Here is a 19,793-nt window from a genome sequence, read left to right on the forward strand (position 1 = left end):
AGCGCCCGCCCCTGCCACCGGAGACACGATCATGATGACCAACTACAACCGGCGCGTGACCCAGGGCCAGTTCTCGTTCCTGCCGGACCTGACCGACCCGCAGATCACCGCGCAGCTCGAATACGCGCTGAACAAGGGCTGGGCGATCGGCATCGAGTACACCGACGATCCGCACCCGCGCAACACCTACTGGGAGATGTTCGGCAACCCGATGTTCGATCTGCGCGATGCCGCCGGCATCCTGATGGAGATCAACAGCTGCCGGAAGACCTTCCCGAGCCACTACATCCGGGTCACGGCCTTCGACAACACGCGCGGCGTGGAGTCGCCGACCATGTCCTACATCGTCAACCGTCCCAAGAACGAGCCGGGCTTTGGCCTGGTGCGTCAGGAAGTGGACAGCCGCGCGATCCGCTACACCATCCATTCGTACGCCACCGACAAGAGCGAAGGCGAACGCTACTGACCGGTTCTTCCGCACGGCGCGGCGCCCGGGTTGCCGGCACCCGGCGTCGCGCCGCTTTCTTTGATGGATGCCAGACAGGGTGGCCCATGGACGATGCAAAGACCGTCGATCTCCAGGCGATCGTTCGCGACTCGAACGTCACCGAGGTGCTCGACCAGCTGGATCGCGAACTGGTGGGCTTGGCGCCGGTCAAGCGGCGCATCCGCGAGATCGCCGCCTACCTGGCCGTGACCCGGGCCCGCAAGGCCCTGGGGCTGGAAGCCGCGCCGCCGAGCCTGCACATGTGCTTCACCGGCAATCCCGGCACCGGCAAGACCACGGTGGCGCTGCGGATGGCGGAAATCCTCCATCGGCTCGGCTACGTGCGCAAAGGCCATGTGGTGTCGGTGACCCGCGATGATCTGGTCGGCCAGTACATCGGCCACACCGCGCCGAAGACCAAGGAAGTGCTGAAGAAAGCGATGGGCGGCGTGCTGTTCATCGACGAGGCCTATTACCTGTACCGGCCGGAGAACGAGCGCGACTACGGCCAGGAATCGATCGAGATCCTGCTGCAGGTGATGGAAAACAACCGTGACGATCTGGTCGTGATCCTCGCCGGCTACAAGGACCGGATGAACACCTTCTTCTCGTCCAACCCGGGCATGTCGTCGCGCATTGCCCACCACATCGACTTCCCCGATTACTCGCAGCCGGAGCTGCTGTCGATCGCCAGTCGCATGGTCGACGCGATGAACTACCGCTTCGATGCCGAGGCCGAAGCCGCGATGGGCCGCTACATCGGCCGCCGGCTGACGCAGCCGAACTTCGCCAATGCCCGTTCGGTACGCAATGCGCTGGACCGCGCGCGGCTGCGCCAGGCCAACCGGCTGTTCGCCGGCATCGGTCAGGGACAGCCCCATGTCACGGCCGATGCGCTGAGCACGCTTTCTGCGTCCGATATCCTCGCGTCCCGCGTGTTCGACACGCCCGACTCCGCCGACCCGACCTGAAAGGCCTGCCATGCAACTCGGAAGAACCACGCTGTCGAAATTCCTGATCGAGCAGCTGCATGAAGTCGATGACAACGGCCAGCTGGCCGGCCTGCTGGTCGACGTCGCGGCGGCCGTGAAATCGATCGCCGCGATGTCGGCGAAAGGCGCACTCGGCGGCTTCCACGGCAACATCGAGGCGGTCAACATCCAGGGCGAGGTGCAGAAGAAGCTCGACGTGCTGTCGAACGATGCGCTGATCGACGCCTGCGAATGGGGCGGCACGCTGGCCGGCATGATCTCCGAGGAGAACGAGGAGCCGATCCGTATCCCGCCGGAGTTCAAGCGCGGGCGCTACCTGCTGAACTTCGACCCGCTGGATGGTTCGTCGAACATCGACATCAATGTCTCGGTCGGCACCATCTTTTCGGTGCTGGCCCACGATAAGGACAGCGAACCGACCGTCGAGGATTTCCTGCAGAGCGGCCGCCGCCAGATGGCCGCCGGCTATGCGATCTACGGGCCGGCGACGATGCTGGTGATCACCGTCGGCAAGGGCACACACGCCTTCACGCTGGATCGGGAAATCGGCAATTTCATCCTGACCCACGAAAACCTGCGCATTCCGCCGGACTGCAGCGAGTTCGCGATCAATACCTCCAACGAACGCTTCTGGGAGCCGCCGGTGTCGCGGTATGTCGAGGAGTGCAAGGCCGGCAAGACCGGTATCCGCGGCCGCGACTTCAACATGCGCTGGATCGCCTCGATGGTGGCCGACGTGCACCGCATCCTGATGCGTGGCGGCGTGTTCATGTACCCGCGCGACACCAAGGACCCGAAGAAGCCTGGCCGGCTGCGGCTGCTGTACGAGGCCAACCCGGTCAGCTTCATCATCGAGCAGGCCGGCGGCGCGTCCAGCCACGGCCGCGGCCCGATCCTCGACCTGCCGGCCGAGTCCCTGCATCAGCGGGTGGCGGTGATCTTCGGCTCGCGCAACGAGGTCGAGCGCATCGAGCGCTATCACGCCGAATTCGATGCCGGCGAGGACCGGCCGTTCATCTCGCCGCTGTTCAGCAACCGCTCGCTGTACCGCTCGGAAGCCTGAGCGTCCAAGACCACCGGCCGCCGCTCACCGCGCGGCGCACCGACACGAGGAAAGGACCATGTCCGTCAAGCATCCGATCATCGCGGTGACCGGCTCCTCCGGGGCCGGCACCACCACGGTGATGAAAGCGTTCCAGCACATCTTCCGCCGCGAGAAGCTGAAGCCGGGCATCGTCGAGGGCGATGCCTTCCACCGCTTCGACCGGCTCGGCATGCGCGCCCGGCTCAAGGAGGAGGAAACCCAGGGCAACAAGCATTTCAGCCACTTCGGCCCGGAAGCGAACCTGATCGAAGAACTGGAAAAGCTGTTCCGGTCCTACGCCAAGACCGGCACCGGCAAGATCCGCCACTACCTGCACGATGCCGACGAGGCGGGCCCGTACCAGCAGGAGCCGGGCACCTTCACGCCGTGGGTGGACCTGCCGGAGAACACCGACCTGCTGTTCTACGAAGGCCTGCACGGCGGCTATGCCGACGAGCAGCACAACATCGCGGCGGCGGTCGACCTGCTGGTCGGCGTGGTGCCGATCATCAACCTGGAATGGATCCAGAAGCTGCACCGCGACAAGAACATGCGCGGCTACTCGCAGGAAGCGGTGGTCGACACCATCCTTCGGCGGATGCCCGACTACATCAACCACCTGTGCCCGCAGTTCTCGCGGACCCACGTGAATTTCCAGCGCGTGCCCACCGTCGACACGTCCAACCCGTTCATTGCACGGGATATTCCGACGGCCGACGAGTCGATGCTGGTGATCCGTTTCGCTGATCCCAAGGGCATCGACTTCCAGTACCTGCTGAGCATGCTGCACGGCTCGATGATGACCCGGCCGAACAACATCGTCTGCCCGGGTGGCAAAATGGGGCTCGCGATGCAGATGATCTTCACGCCGATGATCCTGCGTCTGATGGACAAGAAGCGCCGCGCCTGACGCCGGCTCCGCCCCTTACCTGACCTACGCCATGACTCAGACGCTTACCGCGGCAGCGCGCCGCCGGCTCGCCAATGCTATCCGCTTTCTCGCCATCGACGGTGTGGAAGCCGCGAAGTCCGGGCACCCCGGCATGCCGATGGGCATGGCCGATCTCACCGAAGTGCTGTGGCGCGACCATCTCAAGCACTCGCCTAACAACCCGAAGTGGGCCGACCGTGACCGCTTCCTGATTTCCAACGGCCACGGCTCGATGCTGCACTACGCCGCGCTGCACCTGGCCGGCTACGACCTGCCCGTGGAAGAGCTGAAGAAGTTCCGCCAGCTGCATTCGAAGACCGCCGGCCACCCGGAATACGCGATCACGCCGGGTGTCGAAACCACCACCGGCCCGCTCGGCCAGGGCATCGCCAACGGCGTCGGCATGGCGCTGGCCGAAAAGCTGCTCGCTGCCCGCTACAACAAGCCCGGCCACACGATCGTCGACCACCGCACCTTCGTGTTCCTCGGCGATGGCTGCCTGATGGAAGGCGTCAGCCACGAGGCCTGCTCGCTGGCCGGCGTGTTCGGCCTGAACAAGCTCATTTGCTACTACGACGACAACGGCATCTCGATCGACGGCCATGTCGAAGGCTGGTTCCGCGACGACACTGCCGCCCGCTTCAAGGCTTACGGCTGGCATGTGATCGGCCCGATCGACGGTCACGACGTGGCGGCCATCGAGGCCGCGACCGTCGAGGCGAAGGCGCAGACCGCCAAGCCGACGCTGATCATCGCCCGCACCCAGATCGGTTGGGGCTCGCCGAACAAGGTCGGCACCGAAGAGGTCCACGGCGCCGCACTTGGCGCCGCCGAAGTCGCTGCCACCCGCGCGGCGCTCGACTGGAACCACGGCCCATTCGAGATTCCGGACGACATCCGCGCTGCCTGGGACGCCCGAGCCGCCGGCGATGCCCGGGAAGCCGCCTGGAACGCCGCGTTCGCGGCCTATCAGGCCGCCTACCCGCAGGATGCCGAAGCTTTCCTGCGCACCCAGCACGGCCTGCTGCCCAAGGACTGGCTGGCCACCACGCAGGCGCTGCTGACCTCGGCCGCTGCCGTGACCGCCGCCGTGGCAACCCGCAAGTCCTCGCAGGTGGCGCTGGAATCACTGGTGCCGGCGGTGCCGGAACTGCTCGGCGGCTCGGCCGACCTCACCGGTTCCAACCTGACCGCTGCCAAGGCCAGCGCGGCCTTCCACACGGTGGGCGCGGCCGGCAATTACGTCAGCTACGGCGTCCGCGAATTCGGCATGGCCGCGATCATGAACGGCGTGGCACTGCATGGCGGTTTCATCCCCTACGGCGGCACCTTCGCGGTGTTCTCCGACTACATGCGCAACGGCATGCGCATGAGTGCCTTGATGAAGCAGCGGGTGATCTACGTGCTGACCCACGACTCGATCGGCCTCGGCGAGGACGGCCCGACCCATCAGCCGGTCGAACACGCAGCGTCCCTGCGCGCGATTCCGAACCTCGACGTCTGGCGGCCCTGCGATGCGCTGGAAACGGCGGTTGCCTGGAAGGCGGCGATCGAGCGTCACGACGGTCCGGCGGCGCTGCTGCTGTCGCGCCAGAACCTCGCCCAGCAGAAGCACGGCGACGAGTCGGCGGCGCTGATCGAGCGCGGCGGCTATGTGCTGGCCGATTCGACGCTGCCGCTGAACGTGATCCTGATCGCCACCGGCTCGGAAGTGACGCTGGCGGTGCAGGCGCAGGCCAGCCTCGCCGCGCTCGGCATCGGTGCCCGCGTGGTGTCGATGCCGTCGACCGATGTCTTCAACCGCCAGGACGCCGCCTACAAGGCCAGCGTCCTGCCGCGCGGGCTGCCGAGGGTGGCCGTGGAAGCCGGCACCGCCGACAGCTGGTACCAGTATATCGGCCTCGACGGCGCCTTCGTCGGCATGTCGAGCTTCGGTGAATCCGCACCGGCGCCGGCGCTGTACGAGTACTTCGGCATCACCGCCGCTGCGGTCGTCCAGGCCGCGCAGCAGGTGGTCGAAGCAGCCAGCGATCCGGCGATCTTCGAGCGGTCGAGCAACTAGCCGATGCGCCGGCCCTTCGACGCGGTGCTGTTCGACCTCGACGGCACCCTGCTCGAAACCGCGCCGGAAATCGGTGCTGCCGTCAGCCTGGCGATTGCCGAACAGGGCCTGCCGCCGGTCGATATCGCCGCCGTGCGCTTCTTCATCGGCCACGGCGTGCGGGAGACGATTGCCAAGGCCTACGACACCGTCGCGCCTGCCGGCACTACGGAGGCGAAGCGCAACGCCGACATCGACGCTGCCCTGCTTCGTTTCGAGCACCACTACGCGCGGCTGGCGCCGCAAAGCCAGCCGTTCGCCGACACCGTGTCGACGCTGACCCAGCTGCGCGCGCTCGGCGTGAAGTGCGCAATCGTGTCGAACAAGGAAACGCGTTTTGTCGAGCAGCTGCTGGCCGGCGGCCCGCTGCCGGGCCTGATCGACCTGCTGGTCTGCGGCGACACCTTGCCGAAGAAGAAGCCGGATGCCGCGCCGATCCTGTTCGCGCTGGAAAAGTTCGGCACTACGGCGGCGCGGACCCTGATGGTCGGCGACTCCTCGATCGACGTCGCCTGCGCCCGCAACGCCGGCGTGCCGGTGTGGATGGTGCCGTACGGCTACAACGGCGGCGAACCGGCGGAACACGCCGGTGCCGACCGGGTAATCCTGACCCTGACCGAAGTCGCACTTGCCTGTTCCGGCACGGTGCCGGCGTCGGTTACCCTTGCGGACGGACTTGCGTCCGCCCCCTAACAAGCCCCTTAGAGACCCCAAGAGACCTTTCCATGGCACTGATTTCCCTGCGCCAATTGCTGGACCATGCGGCCGAGCACGGCTACGGCCTGCCCGCCTTCAACGTCAACAACATGGAGCAGGTCTCCGCGATCATGCAGGCGGCCGATGCCTGCGACAGCCCGGTGATCCTTCAGGCCTCCGCCGGTGCCCGCAAGTACGCCGGCGAACCGTTCCTGCGCCACCTGATTGAAGCCGCCATCGAGTCCTACCCGCACATCCCCATCTGCATGCACCAGGACCACGGCGCCAGCCCGGCGTCCTGCCAGGCCTCGATCCGCTCGGGCTTCTCGTCGGTGATGATGGACGGCTCGCTGAAGGAAGATCAGAAGACGCCGGCCGACTACGACTACAACGTCCGCGTCACCGCCCGCGTCGTCGAGATGGCGCATGCCGTCGGCGTGTCGGTCGAAGGTGAACTCGGCTGCCTCGGCTCGCTGGAATCCGGCATGGCCGGTGAGGAAGACGGCGTCGGCGCCGAAGGCAAGCTCGACCATTCGCAGCTGCTGACCGATCCGAACGAAGCCGCCGACTTCGTCAAGGCCACTGGCGTCGACGCGCTGGCCATCGCCATCGGCACCAGCCACGGCGCCTACAAGTTCACTCGCCCGCCCACCGGCGACGTGCTGGCCATCAGCCAGATCAAGGCCATCCACGCGCGCATCCCGAACACCCATCTGGTGATGCACGGCTCGTCCAGCGTGCCGCAGGAATGGCTGGAGATCATTCGCAAGTACGGCGGCAACATCAAGGAAACCTACGGCGTGCCGGTCGAGGAAATCCGCGAAGGCATCAAGCACGGCGTCCGCAAGATCAACATCGACACCGACATCCGTCTGGCCATGACCGGCGCGATCCGCCGCTACATGGGCGACAAGCCGGAAGAGTTCGATCCGCGCGGCTACCTGAAGGTCGCCACCGCCGCCGCGAAGGACATCTGCCAGGCCCGCTTCGAAGCCTTCGAGAGCGCCGGCAAGGCCTCGAAGATCAAGGTCGTGCACCTGGACAAGATGGCCAGCCGCTACGCGAAGGGCGAGCTGAATCCGGTCGTTAACTGATCAGTTCCCGGCCCTACAAAGCTGGCTGAAGAGCCGCCCGGTCTTTCGACCGGGCGGCTTTTTACTTTCAGGACCGAACGCAGCGTGCGAACTTCGGGCATTGGACTTTTGAATCGTGGACGACGGCGATTGTGTCGGATGCAAATCCGGCCGCCAACGTTCGAACTACCAACGCGAGTGCGTGGGAAGAAAAGTAAGCCTGCTGTGCGAAGGTCGCGAAGCCGCCACACAAGAGGCTTACGCTGCCTGCCGTAGTGAGTAGGAGGTTGACCGAGGGATTAGGCCATGCCGCTATAGTGACAACGCCATTTGCGTGATAGCTCCAACTGCAACACCAAGAAGGACCATGACCTCTTCCACACCCAGAACTGCCTCCGGATGCGCCACGGGGTTTCTGTACGAATTTCGTATGTGATCCAGAAAATCTAGGATTTTCTCGTCTGCCTTGCCTGACTTCCTCAGGGTTCCAATGTATACGCCCCAATTCCTCATACGCGCTCCAGGCTTGGCCCCAAGAATTTTTTCGTAGTACGAAAGTAGTACGGCTTCGACTGCGCGCAGAATGTGAAAGGCAGCGGCGGTTGTGGTCTCGAAGGCCAAGCACTTTCCGGCCTCACGGATATCTCGTACGGCGAGCGCGGGAAGCTTGGCGAGAACCGACAGCGAAAACATTACTTCGGCATTCGCAATTAGTTCAGAAGTTGAGTACGCGCCCTTCTGAGCGATGGAGTAAGTATCGAGGATGTTCAGTTCCTCTGCCAAAACCGTTTCGAACTTGCTTGCGGCTTCTCGGGCCTGCCTTATTGGCCACCACGTGACCTTGGCCTCTTTGTTGCCCTTAAGGGCCTCTGAAATGTCTGCGGGAACAATTGCGTTAACTGCGGCAATAAACTGCTCGCCGGCATGACGACAAAGGCGCAGCGGGACAACTTCGTTCTTCAAGAGGTTCTCGACCTGAATTCTTGCGTTGACGAGTGGGAACATGACCTGTCCGTAAGAGGCATTGTCTTCGTCAATGTTCTCAAGGGGCCTGAGTTCCTTGCCCAACGTGTAGAACGCAAACGTGTTGACTCTTCGCACTCGTCTGCTCCTTCAGGTGATCGTGTGACCTACCGTGGAACTAGTCGGCCTGCGTAGCTTTTCAAGCAGGTTCGGTTGGGCTTAGCGACGTAGCGTGCGCTGTGCGCACGAATCCGTCCTCAGGCTGATCGAAGTCGTGCGCGGAGCGCACGCTACCGAATGACAGGGTGCAGGCCTCAATCCCCATCCTCATTCTCCTGCGCCAGCAGCGACTTCAGGTGATAGGTGCCGACGTCGAAATCACGACTGTCCGATGCGGCCGCCAGCACCTGCGGCGCGAGCCGAGCCCGCTCCTCCTCGATTTCCGCGTGCGTGAAGCCGGCCTCAGCAGCCTCGGCAAACATCTTGTCCATCAGCCGCTTCGCGCGATCGGCGTAGGTCTCGATGTCGGGATTGGCGCCGGGCAGGATGTTGTCTTCGATCCAGCTGCCCGCCCACCGGAGGAAACGGTTGCTCATGGTTGCCTGTCCTGTGCGCGTGTCGAGTGCGATGCCGGGAATCCGTCCGGCCGTTCGTGGTTGCTTGCGGCATTTCCGTCAGTGACCGAGCGAGCTTAGTCGATGCATCGAAGGGCAGGAATTCCTTCGCGTGTATCGTGAGTAATGGATACAGCCGCTGTCCCGCTTTCGTGACAGCGGCTTGTCGAGGGTTGACCCGACATCCCTCCATTCGCCCGCACAAACAAGGACTTGCCCGCTATCCTGCTGGCTCGATCCCACGGCACGCTTACTGCTGTCCGCGCCGACCATGCGTTCATGTCACGCCCATCTTGCCGTCTGCCTGTCGACTGCCTGCCTGCTGGCAAGCGGAACGGCCGGGGCTGCGCCGGCCAAGCGGTTGTCGCCCTTGGCGCTGTCCTGTCAGGGCTGCCATCAGCCCGCAGTCAACGCGGCCTCGATGCCGTCGCTGGCCGGCTATTCGGCCTTGAAGATCGCGGCCAGTCTGCGGGCGGCGCGCGAAACGCCAGCGCCGGGGTCGATCATGGCGCGCTTTGCGCAGTATCTGAGCGACGCCGAAATCGAGGCGCTGGCCGCCGAACTTGGGGTACCCGGCGCGCGATGAACCGCTCGCGCCGCCGCTGGCTGCAGTCGGCTGCACTCGCCGCTCTCGGCGCGGCAGTGCCGACGCTGGCGCTGGCCCGGCCAAAAGCCCGGGTGATTGTCATCGGCGCCGGTTACGGCGGCGCCACCTGTGCGAAGACGCTGCGCGCGCTGTCGCCTCAGGTCGATGTGCTGCTGATCGATGCCCGCGCCCGCTGGTGCACCGGGCCGTTCACCAATCTGGCGGTCACCGGCTTGGCGAGCGTCGAGCACATCACCCGCAGCACCGAAGACATCGGCCGCGCCCATGGCGTGCGGACGCGGGTGGAGACGGTGACGGCGATCGATCCGGTGGCGATGACGGTCACGCTGGCCGGCGGCGAACGGCTGAAGGCCGATCGCATCGTGGTGTCGCCGGGCATCGGGATGCGCTGGGGCGCAATCGAGGGCCTGACGGCGGAGCTATCCGGTGCCATGCCGCACGCCTGGACCGGCGATGCGCAGGTGCAGGCGCTGCGCGACCGCATCGACGCCCTGCCCGATGGCGCCACGGTGCTGATCGCCGCACCGCCGAATCCCTACCGCTGCCCGCCCGGCCCCTACGAGCGCGCCAGCCTGATCGCCGAGCGTCTGCTCACCACCGGGCGCAAGCGCTGCAAGATCCTGATTGCCGATGCCAAGGACGATTTCACCAAGCGGCCGCTGTTCCTGGCCGAGTGGGACGAACGCTACGGCGGAATGATCGAGTGGATCAGCCGCTCGAAGGGCGGCGAAGTGGTGCGCGTCGATCCGGCGACCGGCGAGGTCTGGCTGCGCGATCAGGCGGCGTCGATCGGCACCCATCTGGCGTCGGTCGTGCCACCGCAGCAGGCTGCGGCGATCGCCGGCGCCGCCGGTCTGGCGGATGAATCCGGCTGGTGTCCGGTGCATCCGCAGACCTTCGAATCGACCCGCCACGCCGGCATCCATGTGATCGGCGACGCCACCATCGCCAGCCCGATGCCGAAGTCGGCCTTCGCGGCGAACTCGCAGGCCAAGCTGTGCGCGGCGGCGATAGCGGCGGCCCTCGATGGCCGCGCCGCCCCCGATGCCCGCATGATCAACACCTGCTACAGCCTGGTCGCGCACGACGCCGCGATTTCGGTTTCCGGTTTCTATTCCGCCGCCAGCGGCCGCATCGCCATCGTCTCCGAAGGGCTCAGTCCGCTGAGCCCGCCGGATGGCCTGCGGCAACGCGAGGCGGCCCAAGCCCATGACTGGTATGAAAGCATTTCGACAGACAGCTTCGGCCGCGCCCGCCACTAAGGCCGTGGAAGCGCTGCGCGCCCAGGAAGTGCCCGGTTCACCGTGGCATCGCTGGCTGCTGATCGTCTCGGCGATCGGCTACCTGATCTACCTGAGCACCGGGCCGGGTTACCTGCAGCTGCTGCTGCTCGACGATCCGACCTTCCTGACGCCGGCCGTGGCGGTGCTGTTCCTGATCGCGACCAGCTACATCGGCATGCTGGCCTGGGAGCTGTCGCAGCAGCACGATGCGCTGCTCGCCCACCTGGCCGGCGCGCCGATGCCGGCCCGCTCGTGGACCGGCGATTTCCTGCGCGAACGGGCGACGCTAGGCGGCCGTGATGCGACGCCGCTCGGCGACCTGCTGCACGAGCGGATCAAGGGGCGCACCGAGCTCGGCTGGTTCTCGGCCGGCCTGCACATCAAGCTCGGCCTGCTCGGCACGGTGATCGGCTTCGTGATGATGCTGGCCTCGGTCGGCAGCGCCAACGAACTGCAGGCACAGGGCATCGACACCTTGATCCGCGGCATGGGCACCGGCATGCGGGTATCGCTGTACCACACGATCGCCGGGCTGGTCGGCTCGATCCTGATCGGCTTCCAGATGCTGGCCATCGATCGCGCGGCGGACCGGCTGTTCGCGCTGATCATCACGCTGCCCGAAACGCCTCCTTCGCCGGCCGCCGATCGCGCCGGCGCCTGAGTCCTCGTTCAAGACCGCTCCCCGCCGATGGCCCGTCGAGGTACCAATCGTCAGCACTTCGAGGTCGATCCGTTCACGGATCTGCTGTTCAACGTGCTGATGGGCTTCACGATGCTGATGTTCATGCTGCTGCTGTTCCTGAACCCGCCGTCGAAGAAGACCGGTGTGATCGACACCAAGGCCGAGTTCATCATCACCACCACCTGGCCAGACGGCTCGGAAGACGATATCGACACCTGGGTGGAAAGCGGCGATGGCGATGTGGTTTGGTTCCGCCATCCGGACTCCGGCCAGATGCATCTGGATCGCGACGACCGCGGCGCAGCCAACGACACCATCACCGTCAACGGCCAGAAGATCATCAACCCGCTGAACCAGGAAGTGGTGACCCTGCGCGGCAAGGCGCCCGGCGAGTACACCGTCAACATCAACAACTACAAGTCGAACTCCACCGGACCAGTCCCGGTGCAGGTCAATGTCGTCAAGGTCAATCCGGTGCTGACAGTGCTGTACTACGACACCATCCAGCTGACGCGCCAGGGCGAGGAAAAGACCGCCGTCCGCTTCACCGTGCTGCCCGACGGCAGCGTGACCAACATCAACACCCTCCAGAAATCGCTGGTCAAGTCACGCGACTGACCGCCACCACCACCGCGTACGAAACCATGTCCAAAGGCATCGTCCTGCTGTCGCTGCTGTATTTCCTGCTGGTCGTGCTGGCGCTGGCGCTGGTGATCCGCACCACGCTTCCCGCGCGGCTGAAGACCGTGCTGATCCTGGCCTTCGTCGGCATGGCGGTCGTCACCCACCACGCCTGGGAACGGCTGGCCGGCTGGCCGACCCGGCAGCCGCTGCCCGACCGCTTCCTGTATCACGCCGCCAGCGTCCGCGAGCCGAACGCCGCGACCGGCGATCCCGGCTTGATCCATATCTGGGCCACCGAACTGACACCGGAAGGCCCCGCGCCGGAGCCGCGCGGCTACGAACTGCCGTACCAGCCCGAAGATCACAAGCAGATCCAGGACGCCCGCGAACGGCAACGCCAGCAGGGCTTGCCGCAGATCGGCCGCAAGGCCAGCGGGACCCGCAACAAGTCCAACCTGGTGTCGGACGCCAAGCGCAGCGCCGGTTCGGCGAACTTCACGTTGGCCGACCTGCCCGACCCGGCGCTGCCGGAAAAGTGAGGCGCGCCGCCATGACCCTGCGCCTGATGCTCGCCGCCTCGGCCGGTTTCGTGCTCGCCGCCTGCAGCGGCGCGCCGGACACGCCGTACTTCCCGCTGGCGGCCGGCCAGCGCTGGACCTACGAACTGCACGAAGCCAATCCGCTGGGCGAGAAGACCGAAACCTTCGAGATCACCAGCGCCGGCCCGCGCGAACGAGATGGCGAAACCTACTGGCTACGCCGCAACAGCCTGGGCACCGAGTACTGGCTGAAGCTGGTCGACGGCAACATCGTGCGCAGCGCGCTGCGGACCACGGTGGAACTCGAGCCGCGCAACGACGCCGTGCCGCGCACCGTGCTGCCGGTGGCGCCCAAGCTTGGCGACAGCTGGGAACAGCCGAGTCAGCCGTTCATCCTGGAGCGCGCGGTGCCGTTCCGCGAGCGCTTCCTGCATCACGATTCGGTGCGCTTCACGCTGGCGATGAAGGTAACCGCCGTTGACGAGGAAGTGACCGTGCCGGCCGGCACCTTCAAGCACTGCATCAAGGCCGAAGGCGATGCGCTGATCCACGTGCTGGCCGATCCCCGCCTCGGTGGCTCGGAAGTGGTGATCCGCCACACCGAGTGGTACGCGCCGGGCGTCGGGCTGATCAAGCTGGAGCGCTCCGAGCCGCTGGAAACCACGCAGATCGTCGGCGGCGAAGTGACGATGGCCTTGCAGGCCTTCGAACGCTAGAAACGACGGCGGCCGCGCGGCCGGCAGTTCCGCGGAACGCGCCCGCCGTATGGCCTACGGCGTGCTTTTCAGCGGCACCGTCGCCGACAGTCCGAGCGCCTTGGATTCCTCCGAGGTCTTCCACTTGCCGAGCTTGACCGACACCGGCACTTCGGCGTCGAGGATCTGCAGCTTCTGCTCGGCCTGGAACAGCGGTTCGGTCTTGTAGGTCTCGGCGTCGCGCTCGGCCACCGTCAGGGTGCCGGGTGCCGGGCTGCGCGCCCCACCGCCAGCACTCACCGGGCCGGGGAGCAGCCGCGCGGGATCGCCGGGCAGGCTGGGCACCGACAGATCGAGCGCACCGGTCCGCGAACGCGGCGCAGCCTGCTTGCGCCTGGCGGGCTTGCGGGGCTTGGCCTTGGCGGCAGCAGCCGGCTTGGCCGCCGGTGCCTCGTCGGCAAGGACCCGCGCCGGGGCGCCGCCGGCCACGGGCAGGAGCAGCGTGACGGCCAGCGCGAAGGCCGGGATCCGCCGACGGCGAACTGCTGCGGATTCGATCATGGCCGCCTCCATCGGGATGGACAGGCTTCGATGATGCGCCGACACGCCACGAATTGCTGCGCGGGCGAGCAGCGCCCAGATCAACGGCGCAGAAGCGATTGCCGGCGGTTCGACGATCCCGCTGCCGCCCGCCCGAGCGACGCGACGACGCGGCTCAGGAGGCCGCGCCGATCACCGCCGCTTCCTGGGTCTTCACCGGCTTGCTGCCGGCCCGCGCCTGCAGTTCCAGCTGGCGGCGCACCCGGGCGGCATCGGCGTAGCGGGTCATGGTGCCGTTGGAATCGAGGAACACCATCAGCAGCCGGCGGCCGAGCACCGTCGCATGCATGATCAGGCAGCGGCCGGCCTCGTTGGTGAAGCCGGTCTTCTGCAGATCGATCTTCCAGTCGCTGCTGGTGCTGCGAACCAGACGATTGCTGTTGACGAAGGTCAGCATCCGGCCCTTCACCCTGACGTCCGCTTCCGGCTGCGTCGAATAGGCACGCAGCAGCGGCTTGGCGTGCGCGGCGCGGATCAGATGCTGCAGGTCGCGCGCCGTCGACTGGCTGCCGTTCGACAGGCCGGCGGTGTCGGCGAAGCGGGTATGGGTCATGCCCAGCGCGCGCGCCTTCTCGTTCATCGCGGCGATGAACGCCGCGCGGCCGCCGGGGAAATGCCGGCCAAGCGACTTGGCGGCGCGGTTTTCCGACGACATCAGCGCCAGCAGCAGCATCTCGTCACGACGCAGTTCGGTGCCGACGGCGAGACGCGAATGCGTGTGGCGGTCGGTGTCGACAGCTTCAGGCCCGATTTCCAGCACCTCGTCGAGGGGCAGGCCGGCGTCGAGCACGACGAGGGCGGTCATCAGCTTGGTCAGCGAGGCGATCGGCATCACCTCGTCGGGATTCTTCAGCGCCACCGGCTCGCCACTGTCCTGATCGACAACCAGCACGCTGTTCGAGCGCAGCGTCAGGTCACCGACGGCAGCGTCGACCGGGCTGATCGCGCGGGTCGACTTGCCGCGCTTGCGCGGAGCCGGTTTGGCCTTCGCGGCGTTGCGGGTAGCTGGTGCTGCTGCCTTGCGTACGGCGGGCTTGGCGGTCGGGGCCGGACGCTCCACGGTGCTGCCGGATGCAGCCGCCTGAGCCGGAGCGAACGCCGTCGGCGCGAGTCCGCCAAGGGTCACGACGAGGCCGAGGATCACGGAACGGGGCGCGGGCCGGCGAAAAAAGGATGCGATCACGTGGGCTCGGGGTCAGGCAGATGTCAGTTCGTCTTGAAACTGTAGCAATTTGAACGACCTGCTGTCGCCATTTCCAGTAACTCCTGATGTCTCCGGCGATGCCGCTGATCGGATGACGGTGGCGAACAGTGGCGACTGGCCGAAATCGACGACCGCAGGCCCGACCCGCAGTCGCCGCAAATGAAAAGGCCCGGCATCGCAGTGCGATGCCGGGCCCTTCGCCGCGAACCAGCGGCGCAGCCGGATCAGCCGCGCATCTTCACGTCAGCCCAGTTCGGGCTGAGGCTGGAGGCTGCGCTCGGGCGCGCATCCATGCGCTTGAACCAGGCATTGATGTTGGCGTTGGCCGGGTCGATCGGCTGGCCGACGTCCTTCACGAAGTCCATGCAGCAGTACAGGATGATGTCGGCGAGGCGGATCTCGTTGCCGACGATGAAGTTGCGACCGGCGATCAGGCCGTCGATCTTCTTGACCCACTTCTGGGCCGATACCTTCATCTCCGGCGCCGCCACCGGGATGCAGTGCACGCGGTCCTTGAACAGGCCGTAGCCCTCGGCGTAGCGGAAAGCGTTGTACATGCTTTCGGTGACGTTCAGCTCGACGCGCCGCTGCCACTGGCGCGACTCGGCGCGCTCCTTGGCGTTCGAGCCGATCAGCACCGGCGTCGGGTGCTTTTCTTCGAGGTATTCGCAGATCGCCACGGTCTCGCCGATGACCGTGCCGTCATCGAGCTCCAGCGCCGGCGTCTGGCCGCCCGGGTTCTTGGCGAGGTAGGCCGGCTGGCGGTTGTCGACCGCGCCGAGGATGTCGATGTCCTGCTTGTCGAGAGTGATGCCCTTTTCGGCCAGGAACATGCGCACGGCGCGCGGGTTGGGGCCGAAGGAATTGATCAGCTTCATGGTGCTCCTCATCGATGACGTTCTTGGGGGTGCGCCGCTGACATCCGACGCTCTTGCTGCCGGTGAAATGGTCCCGGCCGGGTTCCGGAACACTGTTAAGAAAATTCGGCCAGTGTCGGCATTCTGCACTCGCAGAGACAGGAATACCGATATAACCGGGCGATGAAGGGTTCGCCCCTTCAAGACTCGCCGTACGGGCTGCAGGGCGGCAGCGCCGACTGCGTCAGTCCGGCAGGCCGAAGGTCACCACGGCATCGCCCTGGCGATAGCCCCAGATGGCACTGCCGCCGGCCGCCACGGTGATGTACGGCTTGCCGTCGATGACGTAGGCCACCGGCGGCGCGTTGGCACCGGCTCCGCAGTTGAACTGCCAGAGCCGCTTGCCGGTGGCGGATTCGAAGGCCGACAGATGACCGTCGCCCTCGCCGGTGAACACGACCCCGCCCTTCAGCGCCAGCACGCCGCCGATCAGCGGCTGCGGCGTGCGTGTCGTCCAGGCGAGCTTGCCGCCGTGGTTCAGGTCGACGGCCACCAGCGCGCCCCAGCGTTCGCCCGGCGACGGCTCGGCCGCGAAGTACGGCACAGCCGGCTTGCCGTCGGCGGCCGGGATTTCCTTGACCGTGTAGGTGGTCGGCCAGTGCATTGCCGCGACGAAAGCCAGGCCGCGCGGCGCATCGACCGCCACCGGCGACCAGTTGACGCCGCCACCGATGCCCGGCGCGATGGTCACTCCTTCACGGGTCGGTTGGGCGAACAGGTTGGCCTGCGGCACGAAGGCTTCGGACTTGTACAGCAGCCGGCCGTCGGCGCGGTCGTGGACGAACATCCAGCCGAGCTTCGATGCCTGCGCCACCGCCGGCACTCGCTTGCCGCCGACAGTAGCCTCGATCAGCACCGGCGGCGACGCGACGTCATAGCCCCAGAGATCGTGCGGCACCTGCTGCCAGTGCCACAGGCGGCGGCCGGTACGGCCATCGATCGCAACCAGGCTGGAGGTGTAGAGGTTGTCGCCCGGACGGCCGTCGCCGTTCATCTGCGGGCTGGGATTGCCGACGCCGAAGTAGACGATGCCGGTGGCCGGGTCGACCGCTGGCGTGGAGTAGATCGAACCGCCCCCGCTTTTCCAGGCATCGCGGCGAGCTTCCGCCTGCGCGCGCTCGGCGGCGAGATCGCGGTTCATCGGCACGCCGCCAGCAGCGGTTGCCGAGAAACCGCCTTCCCAGCCGCCGTCCTCGGGCTTGGCAATGGTGTCGAAGCGCCACAGCGGCTTGCCGGTGGCGGCGTCGAAGGCGGCAAGAAAGCCGACGCCCCCGAAAGCGCCCGGCAGACCGACCACGGCGCCGAGCGGCGCGCCCGGCCGCGTGCTGTCCAGATGCAGACCGTAGCCGAGGCCGTTGGCACCGACGATCACGCGGTCCTCGAACACCAGCGGTGCCGCCGCCAGTCCGACGCCCGACGCGCCGCTGACCTTCTGGCCTTTCAGCTGGTCGTTGGCAGCCAGCCCAGCAACGGTTTCTTCGGGCCGGTCATTGCGGGCGACCTCGACATCCCACAGCAGCTTGCCGCTGGCCGCATCGAGGGCAATCAGCCGGGCATCGACGGTGCCGACGAACACCCGGCCGTTGGAAACCGCGACCCCGCGGTTGGCCGGCCCGCAGCAGAGTTTCTCGACGCGCTTGACGTGCTCGTAGCGCCACAGCTCGCGGCCGGTGCGGGCATCGAGCGCCACCACGTGGGCGCCCGGCAACGACACGTACATGCGGCCATCGACAACGATCGGCGTGGCCTGGAAGGTGCCGCTGACGCCGCTCTGGTAGATCCACTTCGGCACCAGCTTGCCGACCGTCTTCGGATTGATCGCGGTGATCGCGGCCAGCCGGTGGTTGGCGGCATCCAGTCCGTACAGCGGCCAGTCGAGCTTGGCCGGCACAGTCGCTGCCGCCGCGCTTCCGGTCAGCGTGATCAGCGCAGCGGCCGTGAAGCGGTGCAGCAGGTTGCGAGTGGTCATTTCGGCTTCGATCTCGGGATCGTGGGCAGGGTGTCCAGTTCGTACGCCGGGTACAGGTGCGAAACGGAGCGCTCGTACTCGGTGCGCAGCACGGCCAGGTGGCGGAAGCGCTCGGGCACCGGCAATTCCAGCACCTCGGGCATGTCCAGACCACGGCGGGCCGCCCCCTGCAGGCTGTCCCTCAGCCAACGCAGATAGTCGCGCGTCTGGGCGATGCCGGCGTGGTCGCGCAGCACCGGGCCGTGGCCCGGCACCAGCGCCGCGAACGGCAGCGCGTCGATGGCGTCGAGCGTCGCCAGCCAGGCCGGGATATCGGCGTTCGGCGTGGTCGGTGTGCGGTCGAAGAACACCAGATCGCCTGCGAACAGCGTGCGCGTGGCGTCATCGAACACCATCAGATCGGCATCGGTATGGCCGCGCGCGGCGATCAGCCGCAGCTTGCGGCCCGCGATGGTGACCGCACCGTCGCGCGCCTCGGCGTTCGGCAGGCGCACCTCGGTGTCGCGCATCGCATCGCCCACCAGCCGGTACAGGTTGCCGAGCAGCGCGTCGCCGCTTTGCGTCAGCGTGGCGGTGGTGGCCGGCAAGCTGGCCACCGGAACGCCCGGATACGCCTGGCTGCCCAGCACATGGTCCGGGTGCGCGTGGGTCAGCAGCACCTGCACGACCGGCTTGCCGGTGAGCTTGGCGATGGCTGCGCGCTGATGCTCGCCGTAGCCCTTGGACGGACCGCTGTCGATGACGATGACGCCATCAGGGGCGATGATGAAGCCGGTGTTGACGATGTTGCCGCCGTTGTCGCGGCTGAAGTTTTCCGACTTGCCGATCAGCGTGTAGACGCCATCGGCGACCGGTACCGGCTGCAGCCGGTAATCGAAACCGGCGGCGGTGGCCAGGGTCGACACACCGGCGGCCAGCGCCGCGAGCAGCCGCAGCCGGCTCACGGCGTGATCTCGGCCGAGAACCGGTTGCCCTGGATGTCGCCGCCGCTGACCTGCACGGCGCCGCTGCACTTGAGGTCGAAGCTGAGCACCGGGTTTTCGGCGATCGGCTCGAAGGTATTGAGCCGCGCCAGCGTCACGCCCTTGGCATCGCTGAGCACGATGCGATCGATGTAGAACGCCGGGATGCCGTTGGCGAGGCCGGTGTCCATCGGATGGATCACGCGCAGCCGCAGCCGCTGGCCGCTGTGGTCCTCGGCCGGCCACAGGCGGCCACGCACTTCGTTCAGCCGCGTCTGCCAGACCGGATCGGCGCTGCCGTAGCTGGGCGTCGTGCAGCCACCGCCGGCCGCACTGAGCCAGACGCCGCCGAGATGCCAGACGCCGTCCCGGGTCCGCGCCGCGACACGGATCGGCGTCGACTGCTCGACCTTGAAGCGGAACGCGAGCGACGGCTGCGCCCGCAGCGGCTCGTAGCTGAGGATTTTCTGGATCGGATTGAGATCGGCAACGACCAGCATCTCCTGGACATCGGCCAGGCCGTCGGCGCTGATCTGCACCGGCACGTCGAGCGGGTCTTCGGCGCTGGCCGGCGCGGTGACCTTGACCCGGGCGTCGAACACCACCGGCTGCCCCTTGAAATAGCGGCCGGCGATCGTGCTCCAGGCCGGAGAATTCAGCGGATCAGCCGGCAGTTCGGCGGCGGCCAGCACCGGCCCACCGGCCACCAGCCCGAGCCAGGCCAGCACCTGCAGCAGCGGCTTCGTCATGCAGACTCCCGGTTGCGTCCG

The 19,793-nt window shown here is 66.6% G+C and carries 21 protein-coding genes; 13 read left to right on the forward strand and 8 right to left on the reverse strand.

What is annotated here, in order from left to right:
* Positions 1-31 precede the first annotated feature (31 nt).
* From ACTIGJ_RS01755 to fba, 7 genes are all read left to right on the forward strand, one after another.
* Positions 32-466, forward strand: coding sequence for a ribulose bisphosphate carboxylase small subunit (locus ACTIGJ_RS01755; RefSeq protein WP_439638539.1), 435 nt, complete (start codon positions 32-34; stop codon positions 464-466).
* An 86-nt stretch (positions 467-552) separates the two neighbouring features.
* A complete protein-coding gene (gene cbbX / locus ACTIGJ_RS01760) occupies positions 553-1,458 on the forward strand; it encodes a CbbX protein (RefSeq protein WP_439638540.1) in 906 nt (301 codons plus the stop codon).
* A 10-nt stretch (positions 1,459-1,468) separates the two neighbouring features.
* The gene (locus ACTIGJ_RS01765) at positions 1,469-2,542 is read left to right on the forward strand and encodes a class 1 fructose-bisphosphatase (protein WP_439638541.1); all 1,074 of its coding nucleotides are present in this window, start codon (positions 1,469-1,471) and stop codon (positions 2,540-2,542) included.
* Positions 2,543-2,600: 58 nt separating this feature from the next.
* Positions 2,601-3,473, forward strand: coding sequence for a phosphoribulokinase (locus ACTIGJ_RS01770; RefSeq protein WP_439638542.1), 873 nt, complete (start codon positions 2,601-2,603; stop codon positions 3,471-3,473).
* A 31-nt stretch (positions 3,474-3,504) separates the two neighbouring features.
* The gene (gene tkt / locus ACTIGJ_RS01775) at positions 3,505-5,556 is read left to right on the forward strand and encodes a transketolase (RefSeq protein WP_439638543.1); all 2,052 of its coding nucleotides are present in this window, start codon (positions 3,505-3,507) and stop codon (positions 5,554-5,556) included.
* 3 nt (positions 5,557-5,559) lie between these two features.
* The gene (locus ACTIGJ_RS01780; protein ID WP_439638544.1) at positions 5,560-6,288 is read left to right on the forward strand and encodes an HAD-IA family hydrolase; all 729 of its coding nucleotides are present in this window, start codon (positions 5,560-5,562) and stop codon (positions 6,286-6,288) included.
* 32 nt (positions 6,289-6,320) lie between these two features.
* Positions 6,321-7,385, forward strand: coding sequence for a class II fructose-bisphosphate aldolase (gene fba, locus ACTIGJ_RS01785; protein WP_439638545.1), 1,065 nt, complete (start codon positions 6,321-6,323; stop codon positions 7,383-7,385).
* A gap of 291 nt (positions 7,386-7,676) precedes the next feature.
* Here the strand turns inward: fba and ACTIGJ_RS01790 are convergent, their stop codons facing one another.
* Both ACTIGJ_RS01790 and ACTIGJ_RS01795 read right to left on the reverse strand, forming a co-directional pair.
* Positions 7,677-8,465: a hypothetical protein gene (locus tag ACTIGJ_RS01790; protein ID WP_439638546.1), complete on the reverse strand. Its 789-nt coding sequence runs from the start codon at positions 8,463-8,465 to the stop codon at positions 7,677-7,679.
* Positions 8,466-8,641: 176 nt separating this feature from the next.
* Entirely contained in the window at positions 8,642-8,923 is a 282-nt protein-coding gene (locus ACTIGJ_RS01795) for a DUF768 domain-containing protein (protein ID WP_439638547.1), read from the reverse strand.
* A 439-nt stretch (positions 8,924-9,362) separates the two neighbouring features.
* Between ACTIGJ_RS01795 and ACTIGJ_RS01800 the strand changes: the two genes are divergently transcribed.
* From ACTIGJ_RS01800 to ACTIGJ_RS01825, 6 genes are read left to right on the forward strand one after another with little or no spacing between them, the layout of a single operon-like run.
* Positions 9,363-9,527 carry a c-type cytochrome gene (locus ACTIGJ_RS01800; protein ID WP_439638548.1) on the forward strand — a complete coding sequence of 55 codons (165 nt, stop codon included), beginning with the start codon at positions 9,363-9,365 and terminating at the stop codon, positions 9,525-9,527.
* Entirely contained in the window at positions 9,524-10,810 is a 1,287-nt protein-coding gene (locus tag ACTIGJ_RS01805) for an FCSD flavin-binding domain-containing protein (protein ID WP_439638549.1), read from the forward strand. The genes ACTIGJ_RS01800 and ACTIGJ_RS01805 overlap by 4 nt, the downstream gene beginning before the upstream one ends.
* A 4-nt stretch (positions 10,811-10,814) precedes the next feature.
* Positions 10,815-11,492, forward strand: a complete 678-nt coding sequence (locus ACTIGJ_RS01810; protein ID WP_439638550.1) for a MotA/TolQ/ExbB proton channel family protein — start codon at positions 10,815-10,817, stop codon at positions 11,490-11,492.
* A 27-nt stretch (positions 11,493-11,519) separates the two neighbouring features.
* Positions 11,520-12,131, forward strand: coding sequence for a hypothetical protein (locus ACTIGJ_RS01815; RefSeq protein WP_439638551.1), 612 nt, complete (start codon positions 11,520-11,522; stop codon positions 12,129-12,131).
* Positions 12,132-12,157: 26 nt separating this feature from the next.
* Positions 12,158-12,676 carry a hypothetical protein gene (locus ACTIGJ_RS01820; protein ID WP_439638552.1) on the forward strand — a complete coding sequence of 173 codons (519 nt, stop codon included), beginning with the start codon at positions 12,158-12,160 and terminating at the stop codon, positions 12,674-12,676.
* Between the two features lie 11 nt (positions 12,677-12,687).
* The gene (locus ACTIGJ_RS01825) at positions 12,688-13,392 is read left to right on the forward strand and encodes a hypothetical protein (protein ID WP_439638553.1); all 705 of its coding nucleotides are present in this window, start codon (positions 12,688-12,690) and stop codon (positions 13,390-13,392) included.
* Between the two features lie 54 nt (positions 13,393-13,446).
* On the opposite strand, the gene ACTIGJ_RS01830 is transcribed toward ACTIGJ_RS01825, so the two are convergent.
* The 6 genes from ACTIGJ_RS01830 to ACTIGJ_RS01855 all read right to left on the reverse strand — a co-directional run bounded on the left by ACTIGJ_RS01830 (position 13,447) and on the right by ACTIGJ_RS01855 (position 19,772).
* The gene (locus ACTIGJ_RS01830) at positions 13,447-13,932 is read right to left on the reverse strand and encodes a hypothetical protein (protein WP_439638554.1); all 486 of its coding nucleotides are present in this window, start codon (positions 13,930-13,932) and stop codon (positions 13,447-13,449) included.
* A 154-nt stretch (positions 13,933-14,086) separates the two neighbouring features.
* A complete protein-coding gene (locus ACTIGJ_RS01835) occupies positions 14,087-15,115 on the reverse strand; it encodes a serine hydrolase (protein ID WP_439638555.1) in 1,029 nt (342 codons plus the stop codon).
* A 284-nt stretch (positions 15,116-15,399) separates the two neighbouring features.
* Complete coding sequence (locus tag ACTIGJ_RS01840; RefSeq protein WP_439638556.1) at positions 15,400-16,053, reverse strand: glutathione S-transferase family protein; 654 nt, start codon at positions 16,051-16,053, stop codon at positions 15,400-15,402.
* A 223-nt stretch (positions 16,054-16,276) separates the two neighbouring features.
* Entirely contained in the window at positions 16,277-18,061 is a 1,785-nt protein-coding gene (locus ACTIGJ_RS01845) for a pyrroloquinoline quinone-dependent dehydrogenase (protein WP_439638557.1), read from the reverse strand.
* Positions 18,058-19,005, reverse strand: a complete 948-nt coding sequence (locus ACTIGJ_RS01850) for a quinoprotein relay system zinc metallohydrolase 1 (RefSeq protein WP_439638558.1) — start codon at positions 19,003-19,005, stop codon at positions 18,058-18,060. The genes ACTIGJ_RS01845 and ACTIGJ_RS01850 overlap by 4 nt, the downstream gene beginning before the upstream one ends.
* On the reverse strand, positions 19,002-19,772 hold the full coding sequence (locus tag ACTIGJ_RS01855) for a quinoprotein dehydrogenase-associated SoxYZ-like carrier (protein WP_439638559.1): 771 nt from the start codon (positions 19,770-19,772) through the stop codon (positions 19,002-19,004). The genes ACTIGJ_RS01850 and ACTIGJ_RS01855 overlap by 4 nt, the downstream gene beginning before the upstream one ends.
* Between the last annotated feature and the right edge of the window lie 21 nt (positions 19,773-19,793).

The organism is Nevskia sp., assembly GCF_051860985.1.
Classification (GTDB): Bacteria; Pseudomonadota; Gammaproteobacteria; order Nevskiales; family Nevskiaceae; genus Nevskia.

Bases quoted from the DNA above. Each gene is read 5' to 3' on its own strand.
- ACTIGJ_RS01800 (WP_439638548.1), top strand. From the start codon at position 9,363: ATGCCGTCGCTGGCCGGCTATTCGGCCTTGAAGATCGCGGCCAGTCTG.
- ACTIGJ_RS01795 (WP_439638547.1), bottom strand. From the start codon at position 8,923: ATGAGCAACCGTTTCCTCCGGTGGGCGGGCAGCTGGATCGAAGACAAC.
- tkt (WP_439638543.1), top strand. From the start codon at position 3,505: ATGACTCAGACGCTTACCGCGGCAGCGCGCCGCCGGCTCGCCAATGCT.
- fba (WP_439638545.1), top strand. From the start codon at position 6,321: ATGGCACTGATTTCCCTGCGCCAATTGCTGGACCATGCGGCCGAGCAC.
- ACTIGJ_RS01755 (WP_439638539.1), top strand. From the start codon at position 32: ATGATGACCAACTACAACCGGCGCGTGACCCAGGGCCAGTTCTCGTTC.
- ACTIGJ_RS01855 (WP_439638559.1), bottom strand. From the start codon at position 19,772: ATGACGAAGCCGCTGCTGCAGGTGCTGGCCTGGCTCGGGCTGGTGGCC.
- cbbX (WP_439638540.1), top strand. From the start codon at position 553: ATGGACGATGCAAAGACCGTCGATCTCCAGGCGATCGTTCGCGACTCG.
- ACTIGJ_RS01780 (WP_439638544.1), top strand. From the start codon at position 5,560: ATGCGCCGGCCCTTCGACGCGGTGCTGTTCGACCTCGACGGCACCCTG.
- ACTIGJ_RS01820 (WP_439638552.1), top strand. From the start codon at position 12,158: ATGTCCAAAGGCATCGTCCTGCTGTCGCTGCTGTATTTCCTGCTGGTC.
- ACTIGJ_RS01830 (WP_439638554.1), bottom strand. From the start codon at position 13,932: ATGATCGAATCCGCAGCAGTTCGCCGTCGGCGGATCCCGGCCTTCGCG.
- ACTIGJ_RS01845 (WP_439638557.1), bottom strand. From the start codon at position 18,061: ATGACCACTCGCAACCTGCTGCACCGCTTCACGGCCGCTGCGCTGATC.
- ACTIGJ_RS01815 (WP_439638551.1), top strand. From the start codon at position 11,520: ATGGCCCGTCGAGGTACCAATCGTCAGCACTTCGAGGTCGATCCGTTC.
- ACTIGJ_RS01765 (WP_439638541.1), top strand. From the start codon at position 1,469: ATGCAACTCGGAAGAACCACGCTGTCGAAATTCCTGATCGAGCAGCTG.
- ACTIGJ_RS01825 (WP_439638553.1), top strand. From the start codon at position 12,688: ATGACCCTGCGCCTGATGCTCGCCGCCTCGGCCGGTTTCGTGCTCGCC.
- ACTIGJ_RS01805 (WP_439638549.1), top strand. From the start codon at position 9,524: ATGAACCGCTCGCGCCGCCGCTGGCTGCAGTCGGCTGCACTCGCCGCT.
- ACTIGJ_RS01840 (WP_439638556.1), bottom strand. From the start codon at position 16,053: ATGAAGCTGATCAATTCCTTCGGCCCCAACCCGCGCGCCGTGCGCATG.
- ACTIGJ_RS01770 (WP_439638542.1), top strand. From the start codon at position 2,601: ATGTCCGTCAAGCATCCGATCATCGCGGTGACCGGCTCCTCCGGGGCC.